Origin of the sequence: Cupriavidus sp. HMR-1, from assembly GCF_000319775.1 — a bacterium.
Classification (GTDB): domain Bacteria; phylum Pseudomonadota; class Gammaproteobacteria; order Burkholderiales; family Burkholderiaceae; genus Cupriavidus; species Cupriavidus metallidurans.
On record NZ_ANKP01000078.1, the window covers coordinates 19,571 to 45,292 of the forward strand.

General features: G+C 65.0%; 21 protein-coding genes and 1 pseudogene. 10 read left to right on the forward strand and 12 right to left on the reverse strand.

The window, feature by feature from the left end; genetic code table 11:
- Nucleotides 1-13: 13 nt before the first annotated feature.
- The 5 genes from D769_RS11810 to D769_RS11830 form a co-directional block, all read right to left on the reverse strand.
- Complete coding sequence (locus D769_RS11810; RefSeq protein WP_008645285.1) at nt 14-1,171, reverse strand: acyl-CoA dehydrogenase family protein; 1,158 nt, start codon at nt 1,169-1,171, stop codon at nt 14-16.
- 118 nt (nt 1,172-1,289) lie between these two features.
- Nucleotides 1,290-2,072: an enoyl-CoA hydratase/isomerase family protein gene (locus D769_RS11815; protein ID WP_008645286.1), complete on the reverse strand. Its 783-nt coding sequence runs from the start codon at nt 2,070-2,072 to the stop codon at nt 1,290-1,292.
- A gap of 18 nt (nt 2,073-2,090) precedes the next feature.
- A complete protein-coding gene (locus D769_RS11820) occupies nt 2,091-2,549 on the reverse strand; it encodes a MaoC family dehydratase (protein ID WP_008645287.1) in 459 nt (152 codons plus the stop codon).
- A gap of 3 nt (nt 2,550-2,552) precedes the next feature.
- Nucleotides 2,553-3,515 carry a tripartite tricarboxylate transporter substrate binding protein gene (locus tag D769_RS11825; protein WP_008645288.1) on the reverse strand — a complete coding sequence of 321 codons (963 nt, stop codon included), beginning with the start codon at nt 3,513-3,515 and terminating at the stop codon, nt 2,553-2,555.
- Nucleotides 3,516-3,550: 35 nt separating this feature from the next.
- Nucleotides 3,551-4,774, reverse strand: a complete 1,224-nt coding sequence (locus D769_RS11830) for a CaiB/BaiF CoA-transferase family protein (protein WP_008645289.1) — start codon at nt 4,772-4,774, stop codon at nt 3,551-3,553.
- A gap of 233 nt (nt 4,775-5,007) precedes the next feature.
- On the opposite strand from D769_RS11830, the gene D769_RS11835 reads away from it, so the two are divergent.
- The 3 genes from D769_RS11835 (at nt 5,008) to D769_RS11845 (ending at nt 7,952) form a co-directional block, all read left to right on the forward strand.
- Nucleotides 5,008-5,994: a tripartite tricarboxylate transporter substrate binding protein gene (locus tag D769_RS11835; protein WP_008645291.1), complete on the forward strand. Its 987-nt coding sequence runs from the start codon at nt 5,008-5,010 to the stop codon at nt 5,992-5,994.
- Between the two features lie 45 nt (nt 5,995-6,039).
- Nucleotides 6,040-6,834 carry a crotonase/enoyl-CoA hydratase family protein gene (locus D769_RS11840; protein ID WP_008645293.1) on the forward strand — a complete coding sequence of 265 codons (795 nt, stop codon included), beginning with the start codon at nt 6,040-6,042 and terminating at the stop codon, nt 6,832-6,834.
- A gap of 209 nt (nt 6,835-7,043) precedes the next feature.
- Complete coding sequence (locus D769_RS11845; protein WP_008645295.1) at nt 7,044-7,952, forward strand: LysR family transcriptional regulator; 909 nt, start codon at nt 7,044-7,046, stop codon at nt 7,950-7,952.
- 66 nt (nt 7,953-8,018) lie between these two features.
- On the opposite strand, the gene D769_RS11850 is transcribed toward D769_RS11845, so the two are convergent.
- The 5 genes from D769_RS11850 to D769_RS11870 all read right to left on the reverse strand — a co-directional run bounded on the left by D769_RS11850 (nt 8,019) and on the right by D769_RS11870 (nt 13,148).
- The gene (locus tag D769_RS11850; RefSeq protein ID WP_008645297.1) at nt 8,019-9,164 is read right to left on the reverse strand and encodes an acyl-CoA dehydrogenase family protein; all 1,146 of its coding nucleotides are present in this window, start codon (nt 9,162-9,164) and stop codon (nt 8,019-8,021) included.
- A 64-nt stretch (nt 9,165-9,228) separates the two neighbouring features.
- The gene (locus D769_RS11855) at nt 9,229-10,218 is read right to left on the reverse strand and encodes a tripartite tricarboxylate transporter substrate binding protein (RefSeq protein ID WP_008645299.1); all 990 of its coding nucleotides are present in this window, start codon (nt 10,216-10,218) and stop codon (nt 9,229-9,231) included.
- A 171-nt stretch (nt 10,219-10,389) separates the two neighbouring features.
- Nucleotides 10,390-11,154 carry a crotonase/enoyl-CoA hydratase family protein gene (locus D769_RS11860; protein WP_008645301.1) on the reverse strand — a complete coding sequence of 255 codons (765 nt, stop codon included), beginning with the start codon at nt 11,152-11,154 and terminating at the stop codon, nt 10,390-10,392.
- Between the two features lie 10 nt (nt 11,155-11,164).
- Nucleotides 11,165-11,932, reverse strand: a complete 768-nt coding sequence (locus D769_RS11865; RefSeq protein ID WP_008645304.1) for an SDR family NAD(P)-dependent oxidoreductase — start codon at nt 11,930-11,932, stop codon at nt 11,165-11,167.
- Between the two features lie 37 nt (nt 11,933-11,969).
- Nucleotides 11,970-13,148, reverse strand: a complete 1,179-nt coding sequence (locus D769_RS11870) for a thiolase family protein (protein WP_008645311.1) — start codon at nt 13,146-13,148, stop codon at nt 11,970-11,972.
- Nucleotides 13,149-13,358: 210 nt separating this feature from the next.
- Between D769_RS11870 and D769_RS11875 the strand changes: the two genes are divergently transcribed.
- The 6 genes from D769_RS11875 (at nt 13,359) to D769_RS11900 (ending at nt 20,693) form a co-directional block, all read left to right on the forward strand.
- Nucleotides 13,359-14,171 (forward strand): helix-turn-helix domain-containing protein, encoded by an 813-nt coding sequence (locus tag D769_RS11875; RefSeq protein ID WP_008645312.1) that lies wholly within the window; start codon nt 13,359-13,361, stop codon nt 14,169-14,171.
- A gap of 43 nt (nt 14,172-14,214) precedes the next feature.
- Nucleotides 14,215-15,798, forward strand: a complete 1,584-nt coding sequence (locus tag D769_RS11880) for an acyl-CoA synthetase (RefSeq protein ID WP_008645313.1) — start codon at nt 14,215-14,217, stop codon at nt 15,796-15,798.
- A gap of 129 nt (nt 15,799-15,927) precedes the next feature.
- Nucleotides 15,928-16,884, forward strand: coding sequence for a LysR substrate-binding domain-containing protein (locus D769_RS11885; protein ID WP_040010995.1), 957 nt, complete (start codon nt 15,928-15,930; stop codon nt 16,882-16,884).
- Between the two features lie 200 nt (nt 16,885-17,084).
- The gene (locus tag D769_RS11890) at nt 17,085-18,338 is read left to right on the forward strand and encodes an alkyl sulfatase dimerization domain-containing protein (protein WP_008645316.1); all 1,254 of its coding nucleotides are present in this window, start codon (nt 17,085-17,087) and stop codon (nt 18,336-18,338) included.
- A gap of 9 nt (nt 18,339-18,347) precedes the next feature.
- The gene (locus D769_RS11895; protein ID WP_008645321.1) at nt 18,348-19,373 is read left to right on the forward strand and encodes a tripartite tricarboxylate transporter substrate binding protein; all 1,026 of its coding nucleotides are present in this window, start codon (nt 18,348-18,350) and stop codon (nt 19,371-19,373) included.
- 21 nt (nt 19,374-19,394) lie between these two features.
- Entirely contained in the window at nt 19,395-20,693 is a 1,299-nt protein-coding gene (locus tag D769_RS11900; RefSeq protein WP_008645323.1) for a DUF1254 domain-containing protein, read from the forward strand.
- A 45-nt stretch (nt 20,694-20,738) separates the two neighbouring features.
- Here D769_RS11900 and D769_RS31805 read toward each other — a convergent pair whose 3' ends face one another.
- Both D769_RS31805 and D769_RS31010 read right to left on the reverse strand, forming a co-directional pair.
- On the reverse strand, nt 20,739-20,936 hold the full coding sequence (locus D769_RS31805) for a hypothetical protein (protein ID WP_152414974.1): 198 nt from the start codon (nt 20,934-20,936) through the stop codon (nt 20,739-20,741).
- Nucleotides 20,923-25,482 carry an autotransporter domain-containing protein gene (locus tag D769_RS31010; protein WP_241227854.1) on the reverse strand — a complete coding sequence of 1,520 codons (4,560 nt, stop codon included), beginning with the start codon at nt 25,480-25,482 and terminating at the stop codon, nt 20,923-20,925. Before D769_RS31010 ends, D769_RS31805 begins: the two co-directional genes overlap by 14 nt.
- Nucleotides 25,483-25,516: 34 nt before the next feature.
- On the opposite strand from D769_RS31010, the pseudogene D769_RS32520 reads away from it, so the two are divergent.
- Nucleotides 25,517-25,722, forward strand: a pseudogene (locus D769_RS32520) (hypothetical protein); the annotation flags it as partial.

The following is a 25,722-nucleotide window of genomic DNA, read 5'->3' on the forward strand; positions in this document are numbered from 1 at the left end:
GTCCTCCCTCGTATTAGCGCAGCCCGAGGCTACGGGCGATCATGCCGCGGAGAATCTCTCGCGTGCCGCCACGCAACGAGAACGTCGGGGAAATCTGGCTCAGATAGGCCACCGTGCGCAGCAGCTCGCCATCGCCGGCCGACTCGGGGTCCGAGGCAATCGCCGCTTCCAGATAGGCCGGAATCGCCTGCTCCAGCTCGGTGCCCAGGTCCTTGACCAACGCGGCCTCGACCACCGGGCTCTCATGGCGTGCCAGCTTCGATGTCACGGCGATCGACATGTTGCGCAACGTCGCCACATGCGTGACGAAGCGGCCAAGCGCGGCCACCTGGTCTCGGGTCGCTTCCGTGCGGCGAAGTTGTTCGATCCAGGCATCCAGCAGGACGATGCTGGAATAGATGCGCTCCGGGCCGCTACGCTCGAAAGCCAGTTCCGCGTTCACCTGTTCCCAACCACTGCCTTCTTCGCCAATCAGGGCATCCGGCCGCAGCGCCACATTCTCGAATACCACCTCGGCGAAGTGCGCATCGCCCGTGAGGTCCCGGATGGGACGCACCGTCACGCCGGGCAGGGAAAGATCGATGATGAACTGGGACAACCCCTTCTGCTTGTCCTCGGGAACACCTGAAGTACGGACCAGCGCGATCATGTACTGACAATGCTGCGCGTTGGTCGTCCAGATCTTCTGGCCATTCAGGACCCAGCCATCCGAAGCCGGTGTCGCGCGCGTCCGGACACTCGCCAGATCGGAGCCGGAGTTCGGCTCGCTCATGCCGATGCAAAAGAATGCCTCGCCACGACAGATCTTCGGCAGGTAAGCCGCCTTCTGCGCCTCTGTCCCGTACCTTAGGATCAGCGGCCCGCTTTGCCGATCCGCGATCCAGTGCGCCGCGACGGGCGCTCCAGCACTCAGCAACTCCTCGACCAGCACGAATCGTCGGAACGGATCGAGGCCGGCCCCGCCATACTGCGCGGGCAAGGTAATGCCTACCCATCCGCGGCCGGCAAGCTTCCGGCTGAAATCAGCGTCAAAGCCCATCCACGACCTGGCCCGCTTGCTCGGTGGGGCCTTGGGTTGCATGTCCGCCAGAAAGGCCTTCACCTCGGCACGAAACGCCTCCGCCTCCGGGGGCAACTGCGCGAGATGAAAGGTATCGAGTAGATGATTCAACGAAAACTCCTGATCTGGCACTGCCGCAAGGCGTCAGTGCAAAAGCCGGCACGGTGCTGCCGCGTGCCCGCAACACGCCGGCAGCCGGTGCCTCACATCATGTTCACGGTGGCAGTCTTCACCACTGGTACTTCGCGGGTTCCTTGTCGATGAACCGCCGGACCGCCTCCTGGTGATAGGCGCTCTCGCGACACATGGCCTGCAGCATCGCTTCCTGTGCATGGACGGTATGACGGTCGGACTCGAACGCCCGGTTCATCACGGACTTCGCCGCGCCGATGGCGTCGGTCGGGGCGTGCGCGAAGCGATTCGCCAGCGCAATGGCATCGGCCACGACATCGTCCTCGGAGATCGAATGGAGCAACCCAAGGTCGAGCGCCTCATCGGCCTTCACGACGCGCGCGGAGAAGACCAGTTCCTTGGCGCGCGCGAGACCGATCCAGCGAGGCAGCAGATACAAGGCCCCGACGTCCGGCACAAATCCGATGCGGGAGAACACCGAACAGAATGTGGCCCGCTTCGATGCCAGGATGAAGTCCGCACAAAGCGCCAGCGAGAGTCCCGCGCCGAACGCCACGCCGTCCACGGCCGCGATGACCGGCTTCTCCATGTCGATCAATTCGTCGGACCAGCGATGGATCTTGCGAATGCGCTCGCGTCCCTCGAAGATGTCGCGCTCGCCACCCTGCCCGGCCGCAATTGCCTTCACATCGCCCCCCGCGCAGAAGTGCCCGCCAGCGCCGGTCAGCACGATGGCCTTTACCGCCTTGTCATCGCGCAACGCCGGAATGACCTCGGCAAAGGCGTCCCGCATCGTCATGTCGAGCGCGTTGCGCTGCTCCGGACGATTCATCGTCACCACGGCGGTCGTTCCAACGTGCCTGACTTCCAGTACCGTCATTGCTTGTCTCCTGTGTTTTCAGTAGCGCATCTGCACCAGCCACGTCGCCGCCATGGCGGGACGCTCGCTGTTTTCCACCTGCATTTCCACTTGCCAAAAGCATCTGATCTCGCCCGGCCGGACATCCTCGACGCGTTGCAGGACGAACACACCGCGCACCCGGGCGCCCGCGGGTACGGCACCAGTGAAACGCACCTTGTCGAACCCGTAGTTCACGGACATCTTGCGGCCCGGAAACGAGAAGCACTGGGTGAACGCCGTGGTGACCATCGACAATGTCAGGAGTCCATGAGCAATCGTGCAGCCAAACGGCGACTCTGCTGCAGCGCGTACCGGATCGACGTGGATCCATTGACGATCGCCGGTCAGCCCAGCGAACGTATCGATCGTCTCCTGGTCCAGCACGATGTAGTCGCTCACCGCGGCCGGCGCGTCGCGAAGCGCCTTGACGGCCTCGACAGAACTCAGCGCCTGCATGCTTCAGTCCGCCTTCACGTTGAGCGATTTCGCCACGGGAATCCAGCGCGCGCGCTCTTCGTTAATGAATTCCCCAAAGCTCGCGGGAGATCCCGGCATCGGCTGCGCGCCGATTGCGCGTAGCTTCTCGACCAGCTCGGGATTGCGAAGGGCGTCGTTGATCGCCTTGTTCATCGCCGCGATTGGCGCGGCGGGCGTGCCGGCCGGCGCGACCACACCGAACCAGGCGCTTGCCTCGGTCCCCGAGTAGCCCAGTTCGTGCATGGTGGGCACGTCCGGCAACAGTGGAAAGCGGTTCGTATCGAGAATGGCCAGCGCGTGAATCCGGTTTGCCCTGGCCTGCTGCATGGAGGACGGCAATGCGTCGTAGATCAGGTCGATGTTCCCACCGATCAGGCTGACGATGGCGGGCGCGCTACCCGCAAACGGCACATGGGTGACCTTCACGCCGAGCTTGCTTGATGCGTTCTCGCCGGCAAGGTGCGTGATGTTGCCGCTCGACGCCGAGCCCATGGTCAGCTTCCCGGGCTGGCTCTTTCCCAGTGCCACCAGATCCTTGACTGACTTCACCGGCAGTTCCGCCCGCACCGAGAGCATCAGCGGCGTCTTGCCCAGCCCCGCCACTGGCACAAAATCGCGCGCCGGGTCATAAGGCAGCTTTTCGTAGATCGCGCTGTTGATCACCAGGGGCGCATTCGAGCCGACCAGGAGCGTCTTGCCGTCGGGCGCGGATCTGGCCACGGTCTCCGCGGCGATGATGCCCGCTGCCCCTGGCTTGTTGTCGATGACGATCGTCGCCTTCAGGAACTTCGACGCATCGCTGGTCACCAGCCGGGTGATCTGATCCGCCGCGCCGCCCGGCGGATATGGCACGACCAAGCGGATGGGCTGATCTGCCGCGGACGCGGCATTTGACACGGCGAACACGGCAACAGCCAGAAAAAGCATCTTTGCGGAATGCAGCATCTTGTCTCCTTGAGTTTTCTTTTTGGGTGCAACGATCAGATCACGCCCTGCTCCCTCAAGGCGTCGATGGTCTCTTCTGAAAAGGCAAGCATGTCCTGCAGAACCCTGTCGGTGTGTTCGCCCAGGGTTGGCGCGGAGCGTTGGTAGCGAATCGGCGTATCGGAGAAGCGAATCGGATTCGCAAGCGATGGGGCTTTCGAACCGCTGTTGTGCTCCAGAACGAGCTGCATGTCCCGATGCCTGACCTGCGGGTCTTCAAACACCTGCTTCATGTTGTAGATCGGTCCGCAAGGCACGTTAGCCGCTTCCATCAGCGTCACCCATTCCGTCATGGTTCTGGCCAGCATCGCCTCGGCAACCTGGGGAATCAGCGTCTCCCGGTTCCGGTTGCGCTGTGCCGCCGTGGTGAACCGGGCATCCTCCGCCAGATCGGGACGCCCGATGACGCCGCAAAACGCCACGTACTGGGTGTCGTTGCCGACCGCCACGATGACGTCGCCCTCTTTGCAGCGGAATACCTGGTACGGCACCATGTTCGAGTGCGCATTGCCCATCCGCTGGGGGACCTTGCCGGACAGAAAGTAGTTGATGGCCTGGTACGAATTGATGGTGACCACGCAATCGAGCAAGGAGATATCGATGTATTGGCCCTCTCCGCTGACGTTCCGGTGCTCAAGCGCGGCAAGGATGGCCGATGTGGCGTACATGCCGGTGAGCAGATCTGTGATGGCGATGCCGGATTTCACCGGGCCGGCGCCGGGCTCGCCATCCGGCATCCCGGTGATGCTCATCAGACCGCCCATACCCTGGAAAACGAAGTCGTAGCCCGGCAATGCCGCGTAGGGCCCGGTCTGACCGAATCCCGTGATCGAGCAGTACACCAGACGCGGGTTGAGCTTGCGCAGGTCTTCGTAGGACAGGCCATAGCGGGCCAGCGTCCCCACCTTGTAGTTCTCCACCACGACATCGCATTCGCGAGCCAGCGCCCGGATGATGTCCTGGCCCTTTGGCGACGCGAGGTCGATCGTGATCGATTTCTTGCCCCGGTTTGCGCTGAGGAAGTACGACGAATCATCGGTCTCGTTGCCTTGCGGGTCCTTCAGGAACGGCGGCCCCCAGCCGCGCGTGTCGTCCCCGGCACCAGGCCGTTCCACCTTGATGACTTCGGCTCCCATGTCCGCCAGATTCTGGGTAGCCCAGGGTCCGGCCAGCACACGGGACAGGTCCAGCACCTTGATGTGGCCAAGCGCCTTGCTCATATCGTTGTCTCCTGCTTTCGAGTTGTAGCGATGAGCGTAGCCACGTGCCAACGCCGCGTCCAATAGCGATTCGCGAGACTTCGATAAGCTGCGTTTATCACTGCCCGGCAGTACGCCGATATATTTTGGATATCGGAAATCGTCGTTTCTATATTGGACAGCGCCATAGCGCTGCGCATAGTCTCTGCTGACGCTTCGCGTACTAGACGAAGCCGGATAACACGGAGACAGGAATGAAACTCACATCAGCCACGCGCCGGTGGGCCATGCTGTGCGCGCTCGTGGTGACGATTGGCGGCGCACTGACGCCGATGGACGCCAGAAGCGAGTACCCGGACAAGCCCATCAAGCTGGTAGTGTCCTTTCCGCCGGGGAGCGGCACGGACTCCAACGCCCGATATCTCGCACGCCAGATGGAGGAACGGCTAGGCAAGCCGGTCGTCGTCGAGAACCGCCCGGGTGGCAACAGCTTCATCGCCGCGCAAACCGTGACTCGCGCCGAACCCGACGGATATACGCTGCTGCTGGCCAGCAACTCGCCGGTGGCAACCAATGTCGCGATGTTCCGCAAGCTCCCCTATGACCCCGTCAGCGAACTCGCACCCATTGCCCGTCTGGGAGTGGGCGCCATGGCACTGGTCGTGAGCGCGACTTCCCGCTACCAAACCGTCGACGCGCTGCTAAGCGCGGCACGCGAACACCCCGGCACCCTCAACTATGGCGCGGGCAGCGCCTCGTATCAGATCGCGACCGAGCTCTTTCTGGCAATGGGTCACATCAAGGCCAACCATGTGCCATACAAGGGCGCGGCGCCGGCGCTGACCGATCTGGCTGCAGGACAGGTGGATTTCGTGTTTGCCGACTATGGCGCGGTACTTCCGCTGCTGAACGGCGGCAAGCTCCGGCTGCTCGCGGTCACCAGCGACAAGCGGCTCGGCAGCCAGCCCAACACGCCCACGCTTCAGGAAAGCGGATTCCCCGGCTACTTCATGGTGAACTGGACCGCCGCGTTCGCACCGGCGAATACGCCAAAGCCGATCATCGCCAAGCTGGAAAAGCTGATGGTGGACATCTACCGGACACCTGAAACCAGCGAATTCCTGTCGCGCACCAGTTGGGACGTCTTTGTCGGCGACGCGAAAGCGCTGAGGACCTTCCAGCTCGCGGAGATCAAGAAGTGGTCGGACGCCGCCGAGCGCGCAGGCGTGCCGAAACAGTAGACGCAACTATAGTCGAAACGATCCATCCAATCCCGGAGACCTACCATGTCAAACTTCCTGTCCTACGAACAAGACGGGCACGTCGTCACGTTGACGATGTCGGAACCCGAGCGCCGGAACCCACTGACGGGCAATACGGCCGTGCCCGAATTCCTGGCCGCGATCGAGCGTATCGAGTCCGATACGTCGGTCCGCGCCGTGATCATCACCGGAAGCGGTACCGCATTCTCGTCGGGCGGCAACATCCACGAAATGAAGCGGCAGGCATCCGGGACTGCCTCGGCAATGGACGTCAGACGGGACTATCGCCATGGCATTCAGCGGCTGCCGCTTGCGCTGTTCAATCTGGAGGTCCCGGTCATCGCCGCCGTCAACGGTCCGGCACTGGGGGCAGGTCTCGATCTCACTTGCATGTGCGACATCCGCATCGCGTCGCGGGCCGCCCAGTTTGCGGAGAGCTTCGTCAAGCTGGGCATCATTCCCGGCGACGGCGGCGCCTGGCTGTTGCCGCGGATCATCGGGATGTCGCGCGCGGCGGAGCTTACGTTCACGGGCAAGGCCATCGACGCGCAAACGGCGCTCGAATGGAATCTCGTTTCGCAGGTAGTCGAACCTGAGGCTCTGCTGCCCACGGCCCGGGAGATCGCGGCCGCCATCGCGGCAAACCCGCCGCATGCGGTCCGATTGGCCAAGCGCCTGCTGCGCGAAGGCATGCACACGTCGCTGGGCACGCTGCTGGAACTCTCGGCCGTCTATCAAGCGGTCTCGCATCAGGCCGCCGATCACAAGGAAGCCGTGGAAGCGTTCCTCGACAAGCGCAAACCCGTATTCAAGGGATAAAGAGGTGACGGCCGGCCGTTTCCCGCACCGACGTGGCGGCGGGAAACGGCTCGCCTGAGAGCAATGGGGCCGTAGCGGGAATGCCCCGCGACATGCGTATGTGTCCGTATTGCGACGCACAGCATGTTTCAATAAGCTCCAGGTCTCAAGCGCCCTCCGGAGCCACGACACGACATTGAAATGCGGCGCTCTGTCACCCTTCCAGGAATATGGATCTACGTCGCATCAGGCACTTTGTCGTACTTGCCGAGACCCTGAATTTCCGGCGCGCCGCCGAGCGGCTGCATATTGCCCAGCCGGCCCTGACCGTCTCCATACAGAAACTCGAAGCAGAGCTGGACACGACCTTGTTCCTGCGCGATGCCAGGGGCGTGGCGCTGACTGCCAGCGGGCGGGTCGCGTTGCTGGAGGCAAAGCGCATCCTGTTCCACGCTGGCCAGTTCAGCGAGCGGGTACACGCAGCCGCCAGCGGTCTGGGTGGCACATTGCGCGTGGGATTCGTCGGCTCCACGACGTATCAGGTACTCCCGCGACTCGTCTCGCGCTTCCGCGAGGAGTATCCGGGCATCGAACTCGTACTGAAGGAGGCAACGTCGACCAGCATTCTTCGGAGCCTGGAAGAGGAAGTCCTGGATGTCGGCCTCATCAGGACGCCATTGATGTCGAGGGGAAATGCCACCCTGATTTCACTGCAGGAAGACCGGTTCGTTGCCGCGCTGCCACGGCGCAATCCGCTGGCGGCAAAGCAACCGCTTACGCTCGCCGACCTTGCCCAAGAGCGGTTCGTCATGTACGCCCAGACCGAAGCCTCGGGCCTGCACGCCGCTGCGATGGCGGCATGTCAGACCGCCGGGTTTCTTCCCCGGATCACGCAGGAAGCCACGCAGATCCAGACGGTACTGGCACTGGTGGAAAGCGGCCTTGGCGTCGCGTTGGTCCCGTCGATCATGCGTCGATTCGGCAGCGACAAGCTGGTCTATTCGACACTGGCCAACTATCCCAACACTACAAGCATCGGCATCGCGCTGGCCTGCTCCCCGCACGCCGATGGTCCGGCCATCAGGCATTTCCGCGAAGTGGCGATTGCGGAATTCGCCGGCGACGCGCCGGCCGCATAGGCTTCGGTCCGGATCGAAAGCGAACCCTGACCGAAGCCACAGCGACGACGCCTCGCCGGCGGCACCTCAGAGTTCGCGCGCGATCAGCTCCTTCATGATCTCGTTCGAGCCACCGTAGATCTTGCTGACCCGCGCATTCACGTACATCCGCGCAATCGGGTACTCCATCATGTATCCATAGCCGCCGTGCAACTGCAGGCATTCATCGATGATCTCGCACGAACGCTGGGTGCACCACCACTTGGCCATCGCCGCCGTGCCCGGGTCCAGTTCGCCTCGCAGGATCTTCTCCATGCAATCGTTGACGAAGCTGCGCGCGATGGTCGCGTTGGTCTTGCACTCCGCCAACCGGAATCGGGTGTTCTGCAACTCGATCAGTGACTCGCCGAAGACTTTGCGATTGCGCACGTACTCGATCGTCAGGCCCAGCGCGCGCTCCATCGATGCCAATGCGCCCAGCGCGATGATCATGCGCTCCTGCGGCAACTGCTGCATAAGCTGGTAGAAGCCCTTGCCCTCTTCGGTGCCGAGCAGGTTCGCGCAAGGCACACGCATGTCGTCGAAGAACAACTCGGCGGTGTCCTGGCCCTTCTGCCCCATCTTCTCCAGGATGCGACCGCGGCGGAATCCCTGCTGGCCATCGGTCTCGACCACGACGATCGACACGCCGCGCGCGCCCGCCTCGGGATCGGTCTTGCAGATCACCAGGATCAGGTTGGCGTGATAGCCGTTCGTGATGAAGGTCTTCGAACCATTGATGACGTAGCTGTCGCCGTCCTTCAGCGCGCGCGTCTTGACACTCTTGAGGTCCGAACCCGCGCCGGGCTCCGACATGGCGATGGCGGCAACCAGCTCGCCGGTCGCCATCTTCGGCAACCACTTGCGTTTCTGATCCTCGGTGCCGTAGCGCAGGATGTAGTGGGCAACGATGCCGCTGTGCACGTTGGTGCCGAGGCTGCTTACGCCGGCCCGCGCCTGTTCCATCGTGATGATGGCCTCATGGGCGAACGTTCCGCCGCCGCCACCGTATTCTTCGGGAATGCTCGCGCAGAGCATCCCCATCTCGCCAGCCTTGTACCAGACTTCGCGGTCGATGTACTGCTGCTTCCACCAACGATCCTCGTTGGGCGCAAGTTCGCGCTCGACGAACTTGCGAATGCCATCCTGAAAGATCTCCAGGTCGCCGCTGATCCAGGGCAAAGGGTTGGTCATGATGCGATGTCTCCTGCTTTGATTGTGTTGGATACGTTGGATGCGTTGGACGATGCCGGCGTCATCAGTCGAGTGTCAGGTTGGCGAGCCGGATGGTCTCTCCCCAGCGCTTCTGATCCTTGCTGACCAGTTCGGCGAATTTCGGCTGCGGCTCTCCGCCAGGCATACCACCCATTTCGCGAAAGCGCCGCACGACTTCAGGGTCCTCCATGACTTTCGCCAGGCTCGCCTGCATCTTCGCGACCACGTCCGGGGGCGTCTTTGCCGCGCCGAAGAACCCCAGCCAGCCCTGCACGACGAAATCCTTCACCCCGGCCTCTGCCATGGTCGGCACGTCTGGCATGCTGGCCTGACGTTCATCGCTCGTTACCGCCAGCGCGCGCAGCTTGCCGCTTCGAATCTGCGGCAGCGACTGGGTCAGGTTGTCGAACATGAATGTGGTCTCGCCGGCGATCACCGACGTGGTGGCAGGCGTCGATCCCTTGTAGGGCACATGGATGGCGTTGGTGCCCGTGCGCTGCGTGAACATCAGCGACGTCAGATGCGTGGTCTGCCCAATGCCGGCCGACGCATACGTGAGCTTGCCCGGTTCCTTCTTCAGGAGCGCCAAGAGGTCTGCCACGCTCTTCACGGGCAACTGGGCATTGACGACCAGCACGTTCGGGAACGAGATCATGTCGGTGACCGGCACGAAGTCCTGCGGCTTGTAGCTCAGCTTTTTGTAGGCCGTGTAGTTGATCGCGTGCGAGCCGGTATTGCCGACGAGCCAGGTGTATCCATCGGCGGGCGCATTCAGGAAGGCCTGCGTGCCAATGATCCCGCCCGAGCCGGCGCGATTGTCGACCACCACGGGTTGGCCCAGCAGTGCCGAGAGCTTCTGCGCGACGATGCGGGCCGGAATATCGGTCGTGCCACCCGGCGCGCCGGGAACGATGATCGTAATGGGCCGCGTTGGCCATGCCTGCGCGTTCGCCGGTTCCGCGGCGACCATGCCGATCGCGCCAAGCGCGAGGCTGGCGCCAAACGCCAGCGAACTGAAGGTCCTGCGTTGCATTTGTCGTCTCCTGATTGGTTGTGTCGGCTCAACCGTTTTTTTCTTGTCACCGCCCGCGCATTCACACGGGGGCGCATGTCTTTCTTGCTGCGACGGGTCTGTTATCGCGGATGTTGCCACCGCGAAAGGCCGCCCCTGATCAGGCTCGGGGCGGCCAATCCAGACAGGGTGTTACTTGCCGGTCCAGACCGGCTTGCGCTTCTCCGCAAATGCCGCCGCGCCTTCACGCGCGTCGGCCGAGGTGAAAACCGACTCGATCAGCGGCCGTTGGCGCTCGAACATTTCTTCGCGGGTCCAGTCGCCCGATTGCACCACCACCTGCTTGCTCGCGGCGATGGCCAGCGGCCCGTTGGCGCCGACCGCAGCGGCCAGTTGCAGCGCGGCATCCAGCGCGCCGCCTGCCTCGGTCAAGCGATTGACGAGACCCAGTTCGTAGGCACGCGTGGCCGGCAGCATGTCGCCGGTCAGGCTGTACTCCATGGCGACGTGGTACGGCACGCGACGCGGCAAGCGCATCAGGCCGCCAGCGGCTGCAGCCAGGCCTCGCTTGACTTCTGGCAGGCCGAACTTTGCTTCGCGCGAGGCCACGACCAGATCGCAGGCGAGCACGAGTTCGAAGCCACCCGCCAGCGCGTAGCCCTCGACCGCGGCGATCAACACCTTGCGCGGCGGGCGCTCGGTCACACCACCGAAGCCGCGCCCCGGAATGCTGGGCCGCTTGCCGGCGAGGAACCCCTTCAGGTCCATGCCAGAACAGAAGGTGTTGCCGGCACCGGTCAGCACGGCGATGCTCAGGTCGTCGCGCGCATCGAGTTCGTCCAGCGCTGCGGCAATGGCGGTGGCCGTTTCGAAGTCCATCGCATTGCGCGCTTCGGGGCGGTTGATGGTCAGCACCATCACGTTGCCGCGGATCTCCTTGACTAGCGTATCGGTCATGATCGACTCCTTAGCGCGGGGCCATGCGGATGGCGCCATCCAGACGGATGGTCTCGCCATTGAGCATCGGATTCTCGAGGATGTGCAACGCGGTGGACGCGTACTCGTCCGGCGCGCCCAGGCGGGCCGGGTGCGGCACCATCGCGCCCAGCGAGGCCTTCACGTTATCGGGCAGACGGGCCAGCAGCGGCGTATCGAACAGGCCCGGGGCGATCGTGCAGACGCGGATCATGCGCTGGGCCAGATCACGTGCCGCCACGATGGTCATGCCGACGATGCCCGCCTTGGCCGATGCGTACGGAATCTGGCCGATCTGGCCTTCGTAGGCCGCCACAGACGCGGTCAGCACGCAGGCGCCGCGCTCGCCGTCGATGGGCTCGTTGGTCGCCATGCGTGCCGCGCCCAGACGCAGCACGTTGAAGGTGCCAATCAGGTTGATCCGCACCACGCGCTCATAGGCTTCGAGCGAACCGGGCGAACCGTCCTTTTCCACCACACGTACCGCGCCACCCAGCCCCGCGCAATGCACGAGCGCGCGCAGCGGCCCCATCGCGACTGCGGCGTCGAACACGCGCGTCATCTGGTCGGTATCGGTGACGTCGGCCTGGACGAACGTGGCATTGGGGCCCAGCGCATCAAGCGCGGCAGCGGCGCGTTCTTCCGAGATGTCGGCAATCACCACCTTGACGCCCTTCTCCACAAGGCGCTTGGCGCTGGCAAGGCCGAGGCCGGAGGCACCGCCGGTCACGACGGCGGACATGGTCTGGTCGAGTTTCATGCTTGTTTTTCCTGTTCGTATGGGATTGCGATGGGCGTCAGACGCGCTCGATGATCGTGGCGTTTGCCATGCCGCCCGCTTCGCACATCGACTGCAGGCCGAAGCGCTCGCCGCTGTCTTCCAGCGCATGGAGCATGGTGGTCATCAGCCGCACGCCCGATGCGCCAAGCGGGTGCCCCAGCGCGATCGCGCCACCGCGCGGGTTCAGGCGCGCGCCATCGGCCTTCATCGTCTTCTGCCAGGCCAACGGCACACTGGCGAATGCCTCGTTGATTTCGTAGTGCGCGATCTGCTCGAGCGTCATGTCGGTCTTTGCCAGCACGCGCTGGGTGGCGGGAATCGGCGCGGTCAGCATCTCCAGCGGATTGGCGCCGATCACATCGAAGCCGACAAAACGCGCGCGCGGCTTGAGGCCGAGCTTCGTGGCCATGCGCTCGCTGACGATCAGGATTGCCGCCGCGCCATCACTGATCTGCGAGGCGTTGCCGGCGGTAACGTTCCAGCCGATCTGCGGAAAGCGGGCGCTCAGTTCGTCGTTGCGGAATGGCGACTCTAGCGTCGCCAGACGCTCCACGGTGGTGTTGGCGCGGATCGTCTCGTCCTGCTCCACCAGACCGTTCACGGTCTGGATGCCGACGATCTCGCGCTTGAATCCGCCGGCTGCCTGGGCGGCGGCGGCGCGCTGGTGCGAGCGCGCCGAGTAGCTGTCCATGTCGTGGCGCGAAAGCTCCCACTTGGCGGCAACCAACTCGGCCGACACGCCCTGCCCGACCAGCCCCGGCGCGTAGCGTTCCTCGAACGACGGACCATATGGGTTCTGGCCAATACGCGCCGCGCCCATCGGCACCCGGCTCATCGACTCGATGCCGCAAGCAATCACGATGTCGTACGCGCCGGCCATGATGCCCTGCGCGGCAAAGTGAACGGCCTGCTGGCTCGAACCGCACTTGCGGTCGATGGTGGTGGCCGGCACGTGCTCCGGAAATCCCGCTGCCAGCCAGGCCACGCGCCCAACCCCTGCGGACTGTTCGCCGGCCTGCGTCACGCAACCGGTAATGACGTCGTCGACCAGACCCGGGTCAAGGTCATTGCGCTGCACGAGTTGCGACAGCACCTGAGCCAGCAGTTCGGTGGCGTGTAGTTCGGTAAAGGCGGAGCCGGGCTTGGAACGGCCCAGCGGCGAACGGATTGCGTCGATGATGAAGGCTTGCTGCATGTGTCTCCCCCTGATCCTGGTAGTAGGAAAAATGAGTTTGGTGGCTCAAAATATCGGTTGGCGTGACATATCTTCAATCAAGTTTTACCAGAAAGTCCAGCAAATCGCCTCAAAATTTCTCTTGACCTAATCTTTTTTTGAATTACAGAATAGAATTTATGAGACACGCGCGCCAAAAAAAGCATCAGCATTTAACCGGGAGCATCTGAAGTGACATCACTGCCACCTACCGCACCCGTCACGGCGGGCGAGAGCGAAGGCGAACAGGAAGGCCGCCTGGTGAGCGCGCTCGCACGCGGCATCGGCATCCTTGGCTGCTTTTCGACCACCGTCCAGGAACTGTCCGGCAAGGAATTGGCGGAGCTGACGGGTCTGCCCAAGCCCACGCTGTTCCGCCTGCTCGACACGCTGTGCGAACTCGGCCTGCTGCGCTATTCCGAGCGGCTATCGAAATACGTGCCCGGACTCGGCCTGCTGAACCTGGCCGCGCCGGCGCTCGCTCGCATGACGATCCGCCAGCTGGCCCGCCCGCTGATGCAGGAACTGGCAGATCACATCGAAGGACAAGTCCAGCTACTCGCTGGGATTGGCACCAATCTGAGCTACGTCGAAGTGGCGCAGGGTGTAGGTTCGCAGTTGTTCCGCTCGGAAATCGGGATGCGCGTCTCGCTGTCGCGCACGGCATCCGGCCGGGCGTACCTGTTGATGCTGTCCGAGTCCGAACGCAAGGCGTGGCTCGACGGCTTCGCGCGGCGTGACCCATCGCGCAAGGAATGGCTCGACGAGCGCCTTGCCACGGCACAGCGCGATCTGAGCGAGCATGGCTTCTCGCGCAGCTACGGCGACCTGCACCGCGAAATCGAAACCATCGCCGTGCCGATGCAGAAACGCCGCGATGGTGAAGCCTGGGTGCTCGCCGCCGCCGTGCCGATCTACAGCGAACAGTGCAGACGGTTGAAGGAAGACCTCGGCCCGCGCCTGCTGACGCTCTTGCGCAATGTGGAGGCATCGCTGGGCGCATAGCGTCGCAAAAGAATACAAAACCAACAGGAGGAGACGACCTGTTATGACAACGCTGCACGACTGGGCAACCGTGGCGCCGCAAAAGCCGGCATTGATCCAGGCTGAATCGGGCCACGTCATCACGTATGGCGAGCTGGACGCGCGCGCGATCCGCGCGGCGCAATGGCTGGTGTCGCGTGGACTGGAAGCCGGCGACTGCATCGCCGTGCTGGTGGAGAATCACCCGGGCCTGATCGAGATTGCATCCGCGGCGCGGCGCGTCGGGCTGTACTACACCGCAGTCAACACGCACCTGAGCCCGGCGGAAGCGGCCTACGTGCTGAAAGATTGCGGGGCGAAACTGCTGATTGCGTCGCCCGCCATGTTGCCGCTGGTCGAAGCAGTACGCGCGGCCGATGCCCACGCGCTCGATCTGCCTGTCTTCGTGCTGGCTGGCGCGTCAAACCTGCCGCCAGGCTTTGAAGCGTACGAAGCCGCGATCTCCGCGTTCGCCCCCGACGCTACCCTGCCCCCGCGCCCGGTCGGCCGCGACATGCTCTATTCGTCCGGTACCACCGGCCACCCCAAGGGCATCCGCCGGCCGCTCACGCCGTACGAAGACCGCGACAAACCCGAGCTTGAAATCATCGCCTGGCGCCGTGCATTCGGTTTCGACGAGAACACGGTCTACCTGTCCACCGCGCCGTTCTATCACGCCGCGCCGCTGCGCTACATCATGCGCACGCTTGACGTCGGCGGCACATGCGTCGCCATGGCGAAATACGACGCCGAGGGCGCACTGGCCGCAGTCGAGCGCTACCGCGTCACACATAGCCAGTGGGTGCCGACGATGTTCGTGCGCCTGCTGGGCCTGCCCGAAGAGGCACGCCGCCGTTACGACCTCTCGTCGATGAAGGTCGCCATCCACGCCGCCGCGCCATGTCCGGTCCATGTCAAACAGGCCATGCTCGACTGGTGGGGCGACATCCTCTACGAGTACTACGCCGGCTCCGAAGGCGCCGGCACGACCTCCATCGGGCCACTGGAATGGCGCAAGTATCCGGGCTCGGTCGGACGCGCGTCGGCCGGCGTCATCCATATCGTGGATGACGCCGGCAACGAGTTGCCGCCCAACGAAGTCGGCATGATCTTCTTCTCGGGCGTGGCGACGTTCTCGTATCACAACGCCCCGGAGAAGACGCGATCCGCGTACAACGACAAGGGCTGGGCCACCTACGGAGACCTCGGCTACGTCAACGAGGAAGGGTATCTGTTCCTGAGCGACCGGCGCGCGGACCTGATCCTGTCGGGCGGCGTAAACGTCTATCCACAGGAAATCGAAAGCGTGCTGATGCAGCACCCGTCGGTGGCGGACGTCGCCGTGATCGGCGTGCCCGATCCAGAGTTGGGCGAGGTACCGAAGGCCGTGATCGAACTACGTGACGGCAGGGCCGCCACGCCGGATCTGGCGCAGGACATCGTCGACTACTGCCAGGGCAGGCTCGGTCGCCTGAAGCTGCCGCGCACGGTGGTCTTCGACGAACGCCTGCCACGCACCCCCACCGGCAAGCTGTTGCGACGCGAACTGAAGGACCGCCATCGCGAGCAACCGCACTCCGGGCATGCCGTGCGGACCGGTCGCGCCTGACCGTATCGACCCGGCGTGGCCCGGCCGCCTGATGACTGCAGGGTTGGAGGGTTGGGGCCCCAGCGCATGGAAATGCGGCTATGCTGGCGGCAAAACGTCATCAAGAACGCCAGCCACTGGGGACAATTCATGCGCCTGAGCCAACTTCAGGACTTCATTGCCGTGGCCGAGACCGGCAGCATCCGGGCCGGCGCCAAGGCCCGCGATGTCTCGGGTCCGGCCATCACCAAGAGCATTCGCCTGCTCGAAGAAGAACTGCATGTGCCGTTGCTGACACGCACCACGCGCGGCGTGGTGCTGTCGCGCTATGGCGAGGCATTTCTGCGGCGCGCGCAACTCATCGCCAGCGAGGCGCGCAAGGCCACCGACGAGATGTCGCAGATGCTGGGCACGCGCAATGGCGTGGTCCGTATCGGCGCCACGGGCGGCCCGGCGCACCTGCTGCTGCCGGCCGTGCTCAAGCGCTTTCGCTCGCAACACCCGGACGTCCAGGTCTGCATCGACAGCGGCGTCTATCCCGCCCACCTTTCCGATCTGCGCGCCGGTGTCATGGACATGGCAGTCAGCCCGATTCCGGACGAGGGCATCGAGCGCGAGTTTGTCTCCGAGCCGCTGTACGACAATGATTCGGTGGTGGTGGCACACAAGGACCATCCGCTGCGCAACGCCCGCAGGCTGCGCGAACTGGTGGGGTCGGAGTGGGTGCTGACGGGCCAGCGGATGCACGGCCCGGGCGCCGCGATTCTGGACGCCTTCCGGGCACTTGATCTGCCGTTGCCGCGCGTGGCCGTGCGTTGCGACACCATCGGCATGATCCAGACACTGCTCGAAGACCGGTCGCTGCTCTGCCTGCTACCGCGCCAGCTGGTACCCGGCCAATTGGCGAGCGCCAATCTGGTGGCGCTGCCCATCGAGGATCCGTTGCCCAGCCATGCGGTATGCCTGATCTACCGGGCCGATTCCCCGATGACGCCCGTGGCGGAGCAGTTCGCCACGCTGTTGCGGCGAGAAGTGCACTATCTCGGCAAGCAGCCGGACAGCCCACTGCGCAGACAGGTACCCCGCACCCCGGAAATGGCCGGCTAGCGTACCGCAGGCGGGTCGGGAACTCACTTTCAGTTGCGGGTGCTAACCAGCGGTTCACACCCGACCTGCCCCGAAACGCCGCCAGCCCGCGCCAGTACTACTCTCGCCGGCTCCAGCGGTGGTCCCGCCGGGACTTTCCCCACTGCATATAACGGCGAATCTGCGCGTGAATATCCCTTCGTCAACTGGAAGGGACCCACATGAACGCAATCGAGGACCGCCCCGCCGCGCTGATCACCGGCAAGGGCATCGACGCCATTGGAAATGGCATCTGGCTGCTGCATGGCCAAGGCCAGAGCTTCGTCGCCGATGTGGGTGGCGGGTTGCTGGTGGTCGACAGCGGTCCCGGCGGACGCATTACGGCGGGCATGATCGAGGTCCTGCGCACGCAGACGGACCTGCCCGTCCTGGCGATCTGCTACAGCCACGGTCACCTGGGCTACAACGCCGGCGTGAAGCAGTGGCTCGACCATGCCGCGCAACGCGGCGACCCCGCGCCGCGCATCCTGGCGCATGTCAATGTGCTGGCCCGCCAGAAGCGCTACCGGGAAACGCAGCGGATGCAGGAGCGCATGGCCGAGATCCAGTTCCGCCATGCCAGCGGCGCCCTGGCCGGCAAGCTGGGCCAGAACCGCCCTACCGAGACCTTCACCGAAGGCATCACGGTCGGACATGGCGACCGGCGCGCCGAGATCTTGTGGGCGCCATCGGAGACCGACGATGCCGTCGCCGTCTGGCTGCCCGGAAGCCGATTGCTCTACGGCGGCCCCGCCGTGATCGACTCCATCCCGAATGTCGGCACACCGTTCCGCACCATGCGCGACACCGTGCGCTGGGCGGAGACGCTGGAACGGCTGGCCAGCCTGCGACCCGAAACCGTCGTCCGTGAATTCGGGCCGTCCCTCAAAGGCGAGGACACTTGCCAGCACGTATTGCTGCACACCGCCAGGGCACTGCGCTGGATGCGCGAAGAGGTGGTGCGACTGATGAACGCGGGCTGTAACGAGCGCGAGATGCTGGTCGCGCTGCAACCACCACCGGATCTGTTCGAGCAGCCGTGGATGCAGCCTACCTACGGTGACCCGACCTATATCGCCCGCGATATCTACCGCTCTGAAAACGGCTGGTGGGATCGCAACGCCACGACGCTGCATCCGGCCGCGCCGCAGGCGGTAGCCGACGAGATCGCAGCGGCCATCGCCGATCACGGCGCGATCGTACGGCACGCCCGCGGACTGGCGGATCGCGGCGAGATCCAGTTGGCCCTGCATGTGATCGACCTGCTGGCGCAGGCATCCGGCGATGCTCCGCATGTCGTGGAGGCTCGTCAGCTCAAGGCCGAATGGCTGCGCGCCCGCTCGAAACAGGTGCGCAGCTATGTATCGCGCAGCCTCTACGTCGCGGCGGCCATGGTCCTGGAAAGCGGCTCGGACGACAACTTCGGCATCCACTAGGAGCCCGCCATGCCGTTCCCACAGTCTGTCGATGACATTGCCAACGACATCGCCGACCATCGCCGGCGCAATGCATTGCGCCTGTTCGCGATGCTCGGTCTGGGCGCCGCGCTGCGGCCCGCCGGCGCGGCTGCCACCTGGCCGTCGCGCCCTATCCGCCTCGTGGTGCCGGCTTCAGCCGGAAGCGGCCCCGATCTTTTCGCCCGTCCGCTGGCTGAAATGATCGGCAAGCGTCTTGGCCAATCGTTCGTGATCGACAACAAGCCGGGCGCCACCGGCATCATCGGCAACGACATCGTCGCCAAGGCCGCACCGGACGGTCAGACCTTGCTGTTCACTTACGCCGCCACGGTGGTCATCAACCAGACGCTGCAGCCAAAGATGCCGTACGACGGCCTGCGCGACCTCGCTCCCATCGCCCAGATCGGCGCAGGCGGCAACTTCCTTGTGGTGGCGCCCGACTTCCCCGCCCGCAACCTCAAGGAGTTCGTCGCGCACATACGCGCGCGGCCGGATGCCTATGACTACGCGTCCTGGGGCATCGGCTCGGGCGGCCATCTGACGATGGAGGCCCTGAAGATGCAGACGGGCATCCGCCTGCGGCATGTGCCCTACAAGACGGTGCCGCAGATCCTGAACGACATGCAGGGCGGCGTCGTGCGCGTGGCCTTTGTCGACACCTCGTCGTCGCTGCCATTGCTTCGTGCGGGAAAGCTGCGCGCGCTGGCTGTCAGCGGCACGCGGCGCGGCTCCGCCTCGCCCGACGTGCCCACGATGACCGAGCAAGGCTATCCGTTCGACACCAACAGCTGGTACGGCATGTTCGCGCCAGCAGGCACCCCAGACGCGATCGTGCAACGGCTCAACGCGGAAGTGAACCTCGCCCTTGCCAGCGCCGAGATGCGCGAACGTTTCATGCAGCTGAACATGGCCGATCCACCGATCAAGACCACCGCGCAGTTCGCGCAGACCGTGCGCGACGACGTGACGGCGTGGGGCAACGTGATCCGCGCCAACCACATCACCGTGGACTGACCATCGAAACCCGAAGACACCATGACCCTGAACGCCACCACACTTGACCAGCGCATTGGCGACGCCTTCGCCTACACCTTCCCCTTGCATGACGTGGCGCGCACGCGCTGGCGCTTCACGCAGCAGGCGCCCACGCGCGGCAAGCCGGCTAACCGGCTGTATCACAACCGGCATCTGCTGGACGATCGCGCCCGGCAAGTGACAATGCCCAATAACGACACGTTGTACTCGTCGGCGTGGCTCGACCTGTCCGACGCACCCGTGACGCTGGCGATGCCTGACATGGGTGACCGCTACTACAGCGTGGCACTGCTCGATGCCTTCACGAACAACTTCGCCTGCCTGGGCCCGCGCACCAACGGCCCCGGCGCCCACACGTTCGTGATAGCCGGCCCGGCACACCATGCCAGCGCGGCAAAGGTGCTACCGGTCGGCGCGACCCTGGTCCGGGCGCCTTGCAACGATGTCTGGCTGCTGACGCGCACGCTCGTCGATGGCGAACACGATGCACCCGCCGTACATGCGCTACAGGACCAGATGCTGTTGCAGGCCAGCGCCATGGAACCCAAGCGGTTCATCACCACACCCGACGAATCCAGTCCGGCCGCATATCTGTCGCTCGTCAACGAGGCCCTGGCGCGCAACGGCGTACCAGCCGACGAACAGTTCATGGTCGACGGGTGGGCCGATCTTGGCATCCGGGCAGACGCGCTGGACGCATGGAGCACGCTCGATCCGCAGGTGCGCGATGCCTGGACGCGGCTGTGGCCGGCGCTGCGCCATCGGCTCGAACACCCGCCCAAGGGCAGCATCCGTCGAAGCGGTCCCAAGGGCTCGTGGTTCAGTGGCATGGACCATATCGGCAACTTCGGCAAGGACTACGTGTACCGCGCCTACATCGCGCTCGTCGGACTCGGCGCGCTGGAACGCGCGGAAGCGATCTATGCAACCGCCCTGGTGGATGGCGACGGACAGGCATTCGACGGTGGGCACTGCTATCGGCTGCGCGTGCCTGCGAACATGCCTGTCGACGCATTCTGGTCGTTGTCGATGTACGAGTTCGAACCGGATGGCCGGCGCTTCTTCACGGCCAACCCGCTCCGCCGTTATGCGATTGGGGACCGCACACCCGGACTGATACGCAATGCGGACGGATCGCTCGACATCGCCATCCAGCACGCGCAACCCGAGGGCGGCACCGCCAACTGGCTGCCCGCGCCTGCGGGCCGGTTCTCGATGGCCCTGCGGTATTACCACCCACAGGCCGACCTGATCGAGCACCGGTTCGTGATGGCGGACACGGAGCGCGTCGCCGGGTAATCTGGGCGGGGCAGTCCGATGCGTCGGCGCCCCGCCTGACAGCCGTCAGAACTTGCCGCCCTTCCAGTCGCCCGGCAGGTTCTTGTTGAGGAACTTGCGCATATCGCTGTCGCGGAAGCGGGGCACGGCTCGGCCATAGGGCTTGGCACCCGCTTCCGGCGTCATCGCATCGACGAATTCCCAGTACGTTCTTATAGTTGGGTATGCGATTGGCGCTGCCTGCCTGCGCTCAGAAACGAACATTGAGCGTGGCCTGGACGCCATGGTCCTGGGCATTGCCGGCGATCTGTCCCTGATAGGCCAGACCCAGCGTTGCCGTGCGGCCGACCTTGACGTCGAATCCGGCCTCGATCACGGCGCTGTCCTTGGCGATCGGCACCCCGGCCACGGTGAAGGCGCCACCGGCCGAGAAGGCCAGCGTCGCGAGCGGGGTCACGTCGCCGAACGCGTGGCGCCAGCCCAGCGCGCCACGCGCGGTGACGTCCGCGCCGCCGAATTCGAGGCGGGTCGAGACGCGCGTGCCAAGGGTGGTGAAGGTGGTGTCGGTGTTCTGTCCGCTTGCCTGCAATGCGGCCGCGCCGCCCTGCTCGCGGAAGCCATCGGTGTGGAGATGGACATACGCGAGGTTGGCGAACGGCTCCAACGCAACGGCGCGCGCGTCGATGCGATAGCCGAGGTCCGCGAAAGCCTGCGCGGTGCCCGCGTCGGCATTGGCCTTGAGCGAGTCGTTCATGCCCGCCACGGCCACCGAGCGCCGCGTGTCGAGGTTGTTCCAGCTATAGGCCACGCCGGTGCGCAAACCCAGCGCGCCCCACTGCGTGCCGCCGTACAGGCCGAGATGATAGTTGTCGCTGCCGCCGGACGATGCGTTGTCCGCATCGAGACTGGTATGGCTGTAGCCGGCCAGCGCGCCCACGCGCCAGTTGTCGCCAAGCACGGAGGTATCCAGGCCCAGCAACACACCACCCGTCGATCGCCTCAGGCGGGCGGCATTGCCGTCGCTGTCACTGTGGCCCCAACTGCCGAAGGCCTGGATCCAGCTGACCGGTCCTGCGGCGTTGGGGGCAGCCAGTACATTGCGACCGTCGCTTCGCGTCATCACCGGCGCGGCCGAAGCCCCGACGCCATCGAACGCCGCGCGCAAGCGCCCGGTGGCGGCATCGCGCACGAAGCGGCTATCCTCGATCAGCGCCGTTTTCGCGGAAGCGTAGATCTCCCCGGAGAACCCATCGAAGCTGGCCCGGACCAGCGCCTGATCATCGGGCAACAGCGCGACGGCGTCATACACCGCGTGGCCCGCAGCCAGCCCGATGCTGTCGATGGCGGCGGCTGTGGCACGCTGGTTGCGCGTGCCGGCGACCGTGGCGAAACCAATGTCATTGCGCTTCAGGTCCAGCATGACCTTGCCGGCGGCATAGTCGTAACTCACGCTGGGCGCGAGGAATGCGAAATCCGAAGTGACGCTGTCGAACTTGCCGGACAGCGCACCGTGTGCCGTCAGGATGGTGTAGGTCGAACGCAGCTGGTAGTCGCCGCTGGCGCCAACGTGGGCCACCGTGCCGCCATCCAGCGTGGCCTTGCCGGTGACGTGGACGAGATCAGCCTCGGTGCCCAGCGGATTGACCTCGACGACGAAGCGCGCGTCGCGTTGCACGGTCAGGTCGCCGTTCACCGTGAGCGTGCCGATGGAATTGCCGGGCGACAGCGTGCCGCCCGAAGCGATCGTCACGTGCGAACCCTGGCCAGAGCCGATCGTTCCATTACCGCCGAGGACCGCGCCGCTACCGACAATCAACGATCCGCCGAGCGCGCCATTCAATGCCAGCCGTCCGCCCGCGATCGAGGTGGTACCTGCAAAGCCTGCGCTATTTCCGCTCAGGCTGAGCGTGCCCGTGCCCGTCTTGTTGAACACGCCGCTGCCGGAGAGAACGCCTGCGTAGTTCGCATCGGTGGCCTGCCCGAAGGTGAGCGAAGCGCCCGACGCGATGGCCGCGTTGCCACTGAAGCGTTCGGCGGCGCTGGTCAGGCCGCCGGCCTGGATCGACCAGTCCAGCACCGAGGTGCCGCCGAGCACGAGCCCGCCCGCCCCACGCTTGACCATGCTGCCGTTCGTACCGTCGAAACCGACGATGTCGCCAGCGAAATGGGCATCGGTCGCCTGATCGAAGATGACGGTGCCCGCATTGCCAACCTGACCCGAGATCGAAGCGGCATTGCCGATCAGCGTGCCGGACTGCACGACGGTATTGCCATAGGCGTTGCCGGTGTTGTCCAGCCGCAGCGTGCCAGTACCCAACTTGGTCAGATTGCCGCTGCCAGAGACCGTGCCGGTCAGGCCTAGCTCGGTACCAGCAGCCACATCGAAGACGCCCGACTGCGTCAGCATCACCGCGCGTGCTGTGTCGAAGCTGCCGGTGCTCGCCAGCGTGCCGCCAGTGAAGGTCACCCCACCCTGTGCCGCGCCAAGGTTGGCGTCCGCCGACACTCGCAAGGTGCCGCCACGCAGTTCGGTGCCGCCCGTGTAGGTATTGACGCCAGAGAGCACCAGCGTGCCGTAGTCGGACTTGACCAGCGTGCTCGCGCCAGTGAGCGCCGAGGCGATGGTGGCCGTCTGGCCCGTGCCGGCCGTCGTGCCATCGCCAACGCGGATGATGCTTTGACCGCCCGCCCCCTGCAGCGTGATGGCGTCACCCTGCACGCGGTAGCCATCGGTAGCGAACTGCATGCCGGTTACGCCAAGGGCGCCGGCACTGCCGTCGACCTGCACCGTGCCCGCCACGCCCTGGAACACCGCAAACGTCGGATTGGGCTGGAATGGACCATTCGCAGCACCGTCGGCGCCGGTCCAGTTGTACCCATCGGCCCGCCACGTACCGTTGCCGCCATCGACCACGCCGTTGTTCCGGCGCGTGGGGTCTCCACCGTCCCAGAAGCCAAGGGAGTTGCCGATGGTAGAGAGCAGGTTGACCTGGCCCGCGACAGCGGTCTGCACACTGAGGTTGTCCGCTCGAACCCCTGCCGGTGTCGTGCCGATAACAACGCCGCTGTACGTCAGGCTGCCGCCATAGTTGAACAGGCGATAGATGCCTGCACCGAAGCCGCCCTGATCGGTCACGTTGAGCGTGCCCTCCAGTCTCAGGTTGCCGCCGACGTCGAACAGTGCGTTGCCTGTAGCCCCGCCAAGCGCGACGTTTATGGCGCTACTCGTACCCAGCGTCAGGTTGCCGGTCACGGCCAGCGTCTGGCCTTGCTGGCCCCCGATCACGCCGCTGCTACTGGCATCCAGGTCGCCCTGGATGCGACCGACACCACCAACCTCGCCTCGCGCGGACGCGCTGACGTTGCCGATAAACGTGCCATCGACCCGCAGATGCCCCGTGCCGATCACCGATGCGCTGCCACCCAGCCGGTTATCGACGATCAGCGTGCCGCCCGCCACCGTCGTGGTCCCGTCGAAACGGGAACTGTCGGCGGCCAGGTGCGTCACGCCGGCATAGTGGTTGACGGCGTGGCTGCCCGTGCCGACGACGATCAAGGCTGGGTCGAAGCGGTAATTGACAGCGGTGTGGTTGAAGTTGAGCGAGTCCGACCCCGTGCCGAATTCGACGCGTGTCGCTTGGAGAATGCCTGCCCCCACCGCAGCCAGCGGATCGGTCGACGCCGCGCCAATCGTAAGCGTGCCGGCGCCCGCCGAAGCAAAATTGCCGTTCACGCCTAATGACAACGCGCTGCTCCCCCGGATGCCAAGCTCGACTGTACCGCCATCGGCGATGGTGAGCGCGCCCGAGCCATAGTTGGTCAGATAGCCGTCACCCAGAATGAGACCGCCGGCGTTGCTCCAGCGTGATGCGGCACCGCTCACGCTGACCGAGCCGAAGCTGTCCGGCAGCCTGCCAATGATGCTGTGCTGCGTGACAAGCAAGCCTCCGGCTTCGATCGACACCGAGCCAATGCCGTTCCGTTCGCCGACGCGCAGGTAACCGTCGTTACTCCAGATCGATCCCGCCCCCGACACGGTGACCGCACCGTTGCCGCCGTACCGCCCGACGAAGGCATCGTTGCTGGTCACTCTGCCGCCCGCCATCACATCGAGCCGGCCACTGCCACCATCGGCGCCGACATGGAGACCACTGCGACTCGCCCAAAGCGAGCCCGCGCCAGTCACCGTTGCCCGTGCCGTGCCTTGCGTGGCGTTGATCCTGGCGCTCGTGTTGGTCACCTGGCCGCCGCCGTCGATCGTCAGATGGCCATCGCGATTGCCGCCGACGAGAATGTCGCCGTTGGCCCGCCAGGCAGCCAGCGCGCCAGACACCTCCACGCCGGCCGGTGCCAACGCACTGGCACTGTCGATCTGTCCCGCGCTGGTGCCCAGGACGTTGGCAATCACCAGCGTGCCGCCCGCGACCGTGGTGGTGCCCTTGAAGCCAGAACTGTCGCCGGTCAGCCGCGTGACGCCGGCATAGTGATTGAGTGCGTGCGTGCCGGTACTGGCGCTGTTCAAGACCGTGCCGAACGTGTAGCTGCTGTCGGTATGGTTGAAGTTGAGCGTGGCCGCGCCGGCGCCGAAGTCGATGCGTGGGGTGTCGAGCATGCCTGCGCCGCGCGCGTCGGCCGCATTGGTGCTGGCGGCGCCGATGTTGATGGTGCCGACACTGCCGACGGTCTGCCCCAACGTTAGTACGTTGACCACCGACACGCGGCCCGCATCGGCAATGTTCAACGTGCCGGTGCCGTAGCCGCCGACCTCCATGCTCTGCCAACTATCCCAAAGCGAGCCTTGGCCGGACACGCTGACCGCCCCAATTCCAGCCGCACGGGCACCGATGGAAGCCCCCGCGGTCGTTATCAGCGTGCCGCCACCCTCGATACTCAGCCAGCCGGTGCCACCACCCCCCACTGTCAGCAAGGAGCTCACGATCCAGGATGGCGTCTGGGCGGGCGCTCCCCCCGGAGCAACATCCCCGCCGCCCGTGACCGATTGCGCCCAGACGCCCGGCGGGCTGCCGATGATGGCCAGCGCGGCCGCCAG

Excerpts from the sequence above, each read along its gene's own strand:
- D769_RS31805 (WP_152414974.1), bottom strand. The coding sequence starts at position 20,936 with ATGTTCGTTTCTGAGCGCAGGCAGGCAGCGCCAATCGCATACCCAACT.
- D769_RS11855 (WP_008645299.1), bottom strand. The coding sequence starts at position 10,218 with ATGCAACGCAGGACCTTCAGTTCGCTGGCGTTTGGCGCCAGCCTCGCG.
- D769_RS11850 (WP_008645297.1), bottom strand. The coding sequence starts at position 9,164 with ATGACCAACCCTTTGCCCTGGATCAGCGGCGACCTGGAGATCTTTCAG.
- D769_RS11825 (WP_008645288.1), bottom strand. The coding sequence starts at position 3,515 with ATGCTGCATTCCGCAAAGATGCTTTTTCTGGCTGTTGCCGTGTTCGCC.
- D769_RS11815 (WP_008645286.1), bottom strand. The coding sequence starts at position 2,072 with ATGACGGTACTGGAAGTCAGGCACGTTGGAACGACCGCCGTGGTGACG.
- D769_RS11840 (WP_008645293.1), top strand. The coding sequence starts at position 6,040 with ATGTCAAACTTCCTGTCCTACGAACAAGACGGGCACGTCGTCACGTTG.
- D769_RS11845 (WP_008645295.1), top strand. The coding sequence starts at position 7,044 with ATGGATCTACGTCGCATCAGGCACTTTGTCGTACTTGCCGAGACCCTG.
- D769_RS11865 (WP_008645304.1), bottom strand. The coding sequence starts at position 11,932 with ATGAAACTCGACCAGACCATGTCCGCCGTCGTGACCGGCGGTGCCTCC.
- D769_RS11900 (WP_008645323.1), top strand. The coding sequence starts at position 19,395 with ATGACCCTGAACGCCACCACACTTGACCAGCGCATTGGCGACGCCTTC.
- D769_RS11830 (WP_008645289.1), bottom strand. The coding sequence starts at position 4,774 with ATGAGCAAGGCGCTTGGCCACATCAAGGTGCTGGACCTGTCCCGTGTG.
- D769_RS11835 (WP_008645291.1), top strand. The coding sequence starts at position 5,008 with ATGAAACTCACATCAGCCACGCGCCGGTGGGCCATGCTGTGCGCGCTC.
- D769_RS11860 (WP_008645301.1), bottom strand. The coding sequence starts at position 11,154 with ATGACCGATACGCTAGTCAAGGAGATCCGCGGCAACGTGATGGTGCTG.
- D769_RS11870 (WP_008645311.1), bottom strand. The coding sequence starts at position 13,148 with ATGCAGCAAGCCTTCATCATCGACGCAATCCGTTCGCCGCTGGGCCGT.
- D769_RS11880 (WP_008645313.1), top strand. The coding sequence starts at position 14,215 with ATGACAACGCTGCACGACTGGGCAACCGTGGCGCCGCAAAAGCCGGCA.
- D769_RS11895 (WP_008645321.1), top strand. The coding sequence starts at position 18,348 with ATGCCGTTCCCACAGTCTGTCGATGACATTGCCAACGACATCGCCGAC.
- D769_RS11820 (WP_008645287.1), bottom strand. The coding sequence starts at position 2,549 with ATGCAGGCGCTGAGTTCTGTCGAGGCCGTCAAGGCGCTTCGCGACGCG.
- D769_RS11885 (WP_040010995.1), top strand. The coding sequence starts at position 15,928 with ATGCGCCTGAGCCAACTTCAGGACTTCATTGCCGTGGCCGAGACCGGC.
- D769_RS11890 (WP_008645316.1), top strand. The coding sequence starts at position 17,085 with ATGAACGCAATCGAGGACCGCCCCGCCGCGCTGATCACCGGCAAGGGC.